This is a genomic window from Acinetobacter lwoffii, assembly GCF_024129715.1.
Classification (GTDB): Bacteria; Pseudomonadota; Gammaproteobacteria; order Pseudomonadales; family Moraxellaceae; genus Acinetobacter; species Acinetobacter lwoffii_U.
In genome coordinates this window covers 1-7,689 of record NZ_JAMXXM010000041.1, presented here as the reverse complement: position 1 = coordinate 7,689, position 7,689 = coordinate 1, and the positions used below count along the sequence as shown (strand labels likewise).

Annotated in this window: 6 protein-coding genes and 3 pseudogenes; all 9 read left to right on the top strand. The window is 42.1% G+C overall.

Annotated features, from left to right (window positions below; genetic code table 11):
• Window positions 1-167: pseudogene (locus NI462_RS14355) on the top strand (TolC family protein); the annotation flags it as partial.
• Window positions 157-567, top strand: a pseudogene (locus NI462_RS14350) (transposase); the annotation flags it as partial. The pseudogenes NI462_RS14355 and NI462_RS14350, both read left to right, overlap by 11 nt.
• A gap of 306 nt (window positions 568-873) precedes the next feature.
• The gene (locus tag NI462_RS14345) at window positions 874-3,030 is read left to right on the top strand and encodes a TonB-dependent siderophore receptor (protein ID WP_253161171.1); all 2,157 of its coding nucleotides are present in this window, start codon (window positions 874-876) and stop codon (window positions 3,028-3,030) included.
• 71 nt (window positions 3,031-3,101) lie between these two features.
• On the top strand, window positions 3,102-3,713 hold the full coding sequence (locus tag NI462_RS14340) for a DUF4198 domain-containing protein (protein WP_253148776.1): 612 nt from the start codon (window positions 3,102-3,104) through the stop codon (window positions 3,711-3,713).
• Window positions 3,714-3,755: 42 nt separating this feature from the next.
• Entirely contained in the window at window positions 3,756-4,037 is a 282-nt protein-coding gene (locus NI462_RS14335; RefSeq protein WP_253161169.1) for a hypothetical protein, read from the top strand.
• 3 nt (window positions 4,038-4,040) lie between these two features.
• On the top strand, window positions 4,041-5,600 hold the full coding sequence (locus tag NI462_RS14330; protein ID WP_253161168.1) for a PepSY-associated TM helix domain-containing protein: 1,560 nt from the start codon (window positions 4,041-4,043) through the stop codon (window positions 5,598-5,600).
• Window positions 5,597-5,869 carry a hypothetical protein gene (locus NI462_RS14325; RefSeq protein WP_004647794.1) on the top strand — a complete coding sequence of 91 codons (273 nt, stop codon included), beginning with the start codon at window positions 5,597-5,599 and terminating at the stop codon, window positions 5,867-5,869. Before NI462_RS14330 ends, NI462_RS14325 begins: the two co-directional genes overlap by 4 nt.
• A 255-nt stretch (window positions 5,870-6,124) precedes the next feature.
• Window positions 6,125-7,297 carry an iron-dependent methanol dehydrogenase gene (gene mdh, locus NI462_RS14320; protein WP_071850974.1) on the top strand — a complete coding sequence of 391 codons (1,173 nt, stop codon included), beginning with the start codon at window positions 6,125-6,127 and terminating at the stop codon, window positions 7,295-7,297.
• Between the two features lie 272 nt (window positions 7,298-7,569).
• A pseudogene (locus tag NI462_RS14315) lies at window positions 7,570-7,689 on the top strand (IS5/IS1182 family transposase); the annotation flags it as partial.

Sequence of the window (7,689 nt, the reverse complement as noted above, 5' to 3'; positions counted from 1 at the left end):
CCACACAGGTCATCGATGCACAAAATATGCTGAGCGGACTACGAGCTGAAACTGCCTTGAATGCCTACAAATATGTGATGTCACTGGCCACCGTATTACAAAGCCATGGCTCGATTACAGAATTTCCGAACTACATTCAACATACCAATACCCACTATAGATGCTAAAACTCTTCAAATACGAGCAGTTCAGCTCACAACGAATAATGTGAGTGATTCACGAATCCTTGGGGAGTTACTTGATCAAATTCCGTTGGATGAACAGATTGATTCAGTTTATACAGACGAGGCTTATAACACCAAGCAATGCCGTCAAGTCATTGCAGACCGGTAAGCATATGCGGTAGTTCCCTCCAGAAAAAATGCAAAGCCTTAGAAAACTACAAAAGTTCATTCGCAAGAGCGAAATGAATTACTTCGAACCGTTAAATGTTTAGGCAGGACACTATGGAAGAAATGGTCAGGCTATCATCGGCGAAGTTTGGTCAAAACCAAAATGTATTGCATTAAATTATTAGGCGATAAATTAACGGAATTAGGTCGACCTCATACCCAAGTTGTCACTTGAATTCGAGTAACTTAGAAAAGATCTATCTCTGAAGCCTTTATGCAACAAAGTCACTCCAGATTGAGGATTTGAAAATTTATAGTGCAGTATATAAACAAATTGGTTCAGGAGCACAAAAGTAAGGTAATAACATCTTTTTTTAACAGTGATATTTTATTGTTCCCTACTTCTTACATTAAACTTTTATTTGTAGATTTACCTATCATTAACTCATTTTTCATTTGGATTTCCTATTATATTGAGATTGCTTTAAGAGATATTAAACAATAAAATTAGTGATAATTATTATCATTTACATTAACTAAAATGTCTTCTACCGTTCCTTCATCATTTAAACTATCTTTACTCAGTTTTTCGATTTTAGTTACACAACAAAGTTTTGCCGATGATACTCAGCAATTACCGACGATTACCGTTACAGCGGAATCAGAACAGAGTGAGCTCAGCTCTGAACAGAGTAAAGCCTATATCATCCAAAACTCGTCAACCGCCTCAAAACTGAATATTCCACTCAAGGAAACGCCGCAAACAGTCAATGTCCTTACCCGCCAGCAACTGGATGACTTTGCCTTGGATAATACCCGGGACGTACTGCGCAATACCCCTGGCATTATCGTCAGCAATCAGGAAACGGAACGGACCTCCTACCTTGCCCGAGGTTTCGAGATTTCAAATGTTTTAGTCGATGGCGTTGGTATTCCACTCGAAGGCTATAATTATAATAATGATAATCCAGACAGTTTTTTGTTTGACTGTATCGAAGTGGTGAAAGGCGCGAATGCCTTAAATAATGGAATTGGCGATCCCGGCGCAACTATTAATATGATTCGCAAACGCCCGACATCCGACCTTCAAACAGCCTTTAATGCCAGTTATGGCTCATGGAATACGCAGCGCTATGAAGCAGATATATCCTCTCCTCTCACCCAGGATGGAAAAGTCAGAGGTCGTGTATTTGGCTATCAACAAACAGGCGACAGTTATCAGGATCGTTATGAACTGGAAAAAAACGGCATAGGTGCTGTTGTGGAGGCAGATATTACTGACACAACTCTATTGACTGCTGGCTATACCGAAACCAATCACAAGCCGAATGGTGTCAATTGGGGTTCTAATCCACTGATCAATACTGAAGGCGAGCAGCTCAGTTACTCACGGAATTATAATTACAGTCCAAGCTGGGCCCACTGGGATAGCAATATTAAAAGTTACTTTGCCGAGCTTGAACAAAAACTGGGTGGCGACTGGACAGCCAAACTGACCTATGATGAAAAACGTACACAACGCGATTCAAAGCTCTTGTTTCTGTCCGGCAAACCTGGCGCAAATGGCACTTCAGGCATCTTCCTCTACCCAGGCATGTATATTGATGACAATAAAGAACAACAAGCCAGCCTGAGTTTTAGCGGCACCTATCCGCTTTGGGGACAACGCCATGAAGCCTCATTGGGCTATGTCTGGGCCAAAAATCGTCTGGATGAATTGGGTTATGCTGGCAGCTTTGTCAATCCGCTGACCACAGATTTAGCCAGCTTTACACCCGAAGAACCAAGCTGGGATATGTCGAAAACCAGTGGTGAAATGCATATCCGGCAGAAGAACCAGAGCCTTTATGCTGCGACCCGACTGCATCTGAATGATGATCTGAAACTGCTTTTAGGTGCGAACTACGTTCAGGCTGAAAGCAGTGGTAGCAGTTATGGGACCGACACCATTTATGATGAAGATAAAGTTTTACCCTATGCCGGTCTGACCTATAACTTTAGCCCTGAATATACAGGTTACCTGAGTTATACCTCGATTTTCCGTCCGCAAACCACCAAAGCAGATGATGGCAGCATTAACAAACCGATCGAAGGTGAAAGCTATGAAGTCGGAGTCAAAGGTTCTTGGCTAGATGACAAGCTTACCGCCACCATGGCTGTGTTCAGAACGGAGCAAAGTAATTATCCGCTTCGTGATTCTGATGGTATCCCGACTTTACGCACAACTCAGGTCAGTGACCTGCGTTCCCAAGGCTACGAGTTCGGCTTGGCGGGACAACTGAGCGACCATTTAAACTTAAGCTTTGGTTATACCCAGTTTAGCCTGAAAGATCTGATCAATGGCGGTGATGCGCGTACCTTCAATCCAACCCAGTCTTTTAATCTTTTAACTACCTATCAGGTGCCGCAACTTCCAAAACTGAAACTGGGCCTTGGTGTGCAGTGGCAAGATCAGACCTATCTAGATGTGCCTGAAGCAACCGCCAATGGAGTGATTACCCAGAAAGCTGGAATCATTGAGCAGAATGCTTATGCGCTCGTGAACTTAATGGCCAGCTATGAGCTGAATGAGCATATGACCTTGCAAGCCAATGGTAATAACCTGACCAATGAAAAATATCTGTTCAATTTCCCGAATCAGCAAGGTTTTTATGGTGCACCAGCAAATTACAGCGTTGCTGTGAAATTTAAATACTGATTTTCAAACTTAGCCTTGACGACATGTTCAGGGCTAAATCATCACTACATACACAAAAACAGGTAAAACAAATGAAAAAAATGATCGCTCTGACCCTCGGACTGTCTATGACACTTTCAGCTCAGGCGCATATGCTTTGGCTGGAACGTGATACAGATAAGCAGACTCATGCGTTCTTTGGTGAATATAGTGAACAGCTTAAAGAAACGCAGCAAGGTGCCTTGAAGTCTTTTAATCAAGCAAAGGCCATTCAGGCCAAAAAAACATTTAGTCCTCAAATGCAACAGGATCATTTGGTCTATGCGACCCAAGGCCAGACCGATGTCCAACTTAGTCATGAACTGATCTATGGCGAATCATTGCTGAGCTATCATGCCAAAGCAGGTAGACAGAACCTGCAAGCTGAGTCCGAACTGGATATTGTCCCGACCCAAATCAACAGCCATACATTCACGGTGCTGTATCAGGGTAAACCTGCTGTGGATACTGAAGTCACAGTCTTCTCCCCGCAATTCTGGCTAAAAAAATACACCACCAACAGCCAAGGCCAGATTACCATTGCCACGCCATGGAAAGGTCAATATGTCATTGAAGTTGGCAAAGAAGCAGACAAGGCAGGAAAATTGAATCAGCAGGCCTATAAAAAACAGTATCTGGTAACGACTTTAAGTTTTGTTTATTAAGTTTTTAGATTTTCATCAGTATAGATTTATTCAAGGCCAAATATGATGTCTGTTGTAGTGCAGCCACTTGCCATTCTCTATCGCTTAGGCATGACCTTTGGCATTGGTTACTTGTGCAGTTATTTAATCGCACTCGATCTGGCTTACTTTTTACAAGCTTATTTGCCTAAAGCTGAGTCTGTCTATTTGGCTGCATTTACTGCCCTGATTTTTTATGTTTGTTTTGTGATTAGAATCTTCTGTATCCCAAGTTTAAAAAAGCTTTCTATCTATAGCCTGATCCCTTTACTTATTTTATTTCTCTTCTCCCGCTTCATAGGTTAAACCATGCATAAATCTGTCCGTCAATCCATGGCATGGCTACATTCATGGTTAGGTTTAAGCTTTGGCTGGTTACTCTTCGCCATTTTTTTAACAGGCGCCGTCACCTATTACCGACATGAGATCAGTATATGGATGCAGCCTGAATTTGCCTCGATGCAAGTCAATCAGGAAACTGCCTTAAAATCTGCTTTCAGCTATTTACAGCAGCATGCACCGGACGCCCAAAACTGGTATATCGGCGTTGCCAATCGAGACTCACCGGTGAATAAAGTCTACTGGCAAAAAGCGGATGGTGGCTATGAAGTCAAAACCCTAAATGCTTCGACAGGAAAAGAATTAAACCTCTCGGCCACCCAAGGGGGAGATTTTTTCTATAATTTTCATTTTCAGCTCTATGGTATGCCCTACACCATTGGTCGGCTGATTGTGACGATTGCTGCCTTTATCATGTTATTGACTCTGATTTCAGGAATCATTACCCATAAAAAAATCCTGACAGACTTTTTTACCTTAAGAGCATTTAAGGGGCAGCGCTCCTATCTGGATTTTCATAATGTTAGTTCAGTGATTGCCCTGCCGTTCTTTTTGACCATGACATTTACCGGGCTGGCGATTTTCTTTTATATCGTACTGCCTTCCGGCATGAAAAAACTCTATCCAGACAATCCCTTTCAGTATTTTGAAGAAATTCGCACAGTCAATGTATTGGCCAACTCTGTGGTTCCGGTGAAAACCGAGATGCTGCCAATTCAACATTTTATTAGCACGGCGCAGCAACACTGGGGACATGCGGAATTTGACAATATCACGGTCAAGCAGCCCAATACCCAGCTGGCACACATAACCTTAACACAGCTCAAAGATCATTCCATTACCAGAAATCAGGCACAGCTCATTTTAAATGCTGCTACCGGAAAATTGCTTGAAAATACACGCAATGAAAGTGCAATTGCCACACTCAATGCCGGCATGTATGGTTTGCATATGGCACGTTTTGCTGAACCTGCTTTACGTTTAGGATTGTTTTTCTCTGGCATATTGGGCTGCGCCATGATTGCCTCCGGTCTGCTGCTGTGGAGTCTGAAACGCCAGATTCAGAAAAAATCAGCGCGGTTTCATCTCGGACATTATTTGGTGAACCGCTTGAATATCACCATGATACTTGGCTTGCCGATTGCCATGCTGGCTTATCTCTATGCGAATCGTTTTATCAGCATCCCTGTAGGTGCACCAAATTATGAGATTTATAGTTTTTTCAGTATTTGGCTCGGCAGTTTCATTCTGGCATGTTTAACACCGCAGCAATATTTATGGAAAATTCAGCTTAAAATCCTGATTGGTACTGCTTTTATGCTGCCGCTGATCAATATTTATTATCTCATTTTCCATGATTATATTGATTCTTTTACAACTTACTGGCCATTTCTGCGAATCGATCTGATGCTGTGGAACTTGGCACTTCTCGCCCTATTGTTACACCAGAAAATTACCCCTATTCAGCAAAAGGCGGTCAATAAAATTCACGCCAAACTAAAAGTTACGCAACAGGAATCATCAACATGATATGGATTGCAGTGATCGGTCTGCTTTGGCTGAGCTGTTTTGGTTTTTATGCGGTAAGTGCAAAGCAGATCCTAAAAACCCGAAAATCTCGTTACGCTTTTTTAGCTAATTTTCCTACGCACACTAAATTCACTGCGGGTATTTTCTTATTCGTCGCGATGTTTTTATTACGTACCCAGTTTAGCTCCAGTATTAGCTTTGTGGCTTTATGGGTATTTCTAAGCCCTGTACTGTTTATCTTTATCTTAAAAATGAATAAAGCATTTTAGTATTTATTTAAAATCAGAAAGTAGTAAACAGCCTAGTGCGCTACTTACATGCCCTCTATTGAACCAATCTACTCAGTATCTGCTAAACCTTGCCAACCTACTTTTAAATATTTCAGATTCATTATTTTGGCTAGAATCAGAAATTTAAATTGGTAGGTATTTGGTAGGTAGGATTCTTTTTAACTTCATCCAATACTTATATTACGGTGAGGGTCACCGATAAAATAATCAATTAATGGTAGAAGGAATCACGCCATGGCTTTTAAAAATATTTCAGATCAAACTAACGGTTTTTATATTCCCTGTGTTTCACTTTTTGGTCCGGGCTGTGCTAAAGAAATCGGGATAAAAGCACAAAATTTAGGTGCCAAGAAAGCGCTGATTGTAACTGATGCGGGGCTGTTTAAATTTGGTGTTGCAGATGATATTGCAAATTATTTGAAAGAGGCGGGTGTTGACAGTTATATTTTCCCAGGCGCGGAACCCAATCCAACTGATATTAACGTGCATCATGGAGTTACAGCTTATAATGAAAATGCCTGTGATTTTATTGTATCGTTAGGTGGGGGTTCCTCACATGACTGTGCCAAAGGCATTGGTCTAGTCACTGCAGGTGGCGGACATATCCGTGATTATGAAGGGATTGATAAAAGTACCGTCCCGATGACACCACTGATTGCAATCAATACTACGGCAGGGACAGCTTCGGAGATGACACGTTTCTGTATCATTACCAATACCGATACCCATGTGAAAATGGCGATTGTAGATTGGCGTTGTACACCACTCATTGCGATTGATGACCCTAAACTTATGTTGGCCAAACCTGCAGGGCTGACTGCGGCAACAGGTATGGATGCCTTGACGCATGCAGTAGAAGCTTATGTGTCTACGGCAGCAAATCCAATCACTGATGCCTGTGCAGAAAAGGCGATTACCATGATCAGCGAATGGCTTAGCCTGGCAGTGGCGAATGGGGATAATCTGGAAGCACGGGATGCCATGAGCTATGCCCAATATCTTGCCGGAATGGCCTTTAACAACGCCTCTTTAGGATATGTGCATGCGATGGCACATCAGCTCGGAGGCTTCTACAACTTGCCGCATGGTGTTTGTAATGCAATTCTGCTCCCCCATGTTTGTGAATTTAACCTGATTGCTTGTCCTGAACGTTATGCCAAAATTGCCCAATTGATGGGGGTGAATACAGAAGGTTTAACCGTAACTGGAGCAGCTTATGAAGCGATTGGCGCCATTCGTCAGCTTTCGGCTTCAATTGGTATTCCATCTGGGCTGACGGAATTAAATGTAAAAGAAGCTGACTTGGCCATCATGGCGGAAAATGCACAAAAAGATGCCTGCATGTTGACCAATCCACGTAAAGCCAACCATGCCCAAGTGGTAGATATTTTTAAAGCGGCGATGTAGTACCTCAATGTAAGTATTCTCTCCAAGTATCTGACTTACATTTTTAACAGCCCCTGTTTCACTTCCTGAGGAAGTGTGCCAAGAGCAGACATGCATTTTCCTGTTCCTGGCTGATCCTTTTGCCTTCATAAGAGGATAAAAGCGGGGGGTGTTTCTTTTTTATGAAGTCCCCTTCATTATTAATATCGACATTAGGGTGTGTTGACACTTTTAGCTTAAAAAAATAGCGAAGTAGTAAAATCAAATCGCCAAACCCAATTTTACTATTCGCTATGCCTCGTACCATGCTGACAGATCAACCCTGGCAAAAGTTGAAAGTTATTCTGCGTAATTTATCCATTCACCACAACTCAAATTTACGCAATTTTATTGAAGCTATTCTCTATAGAATT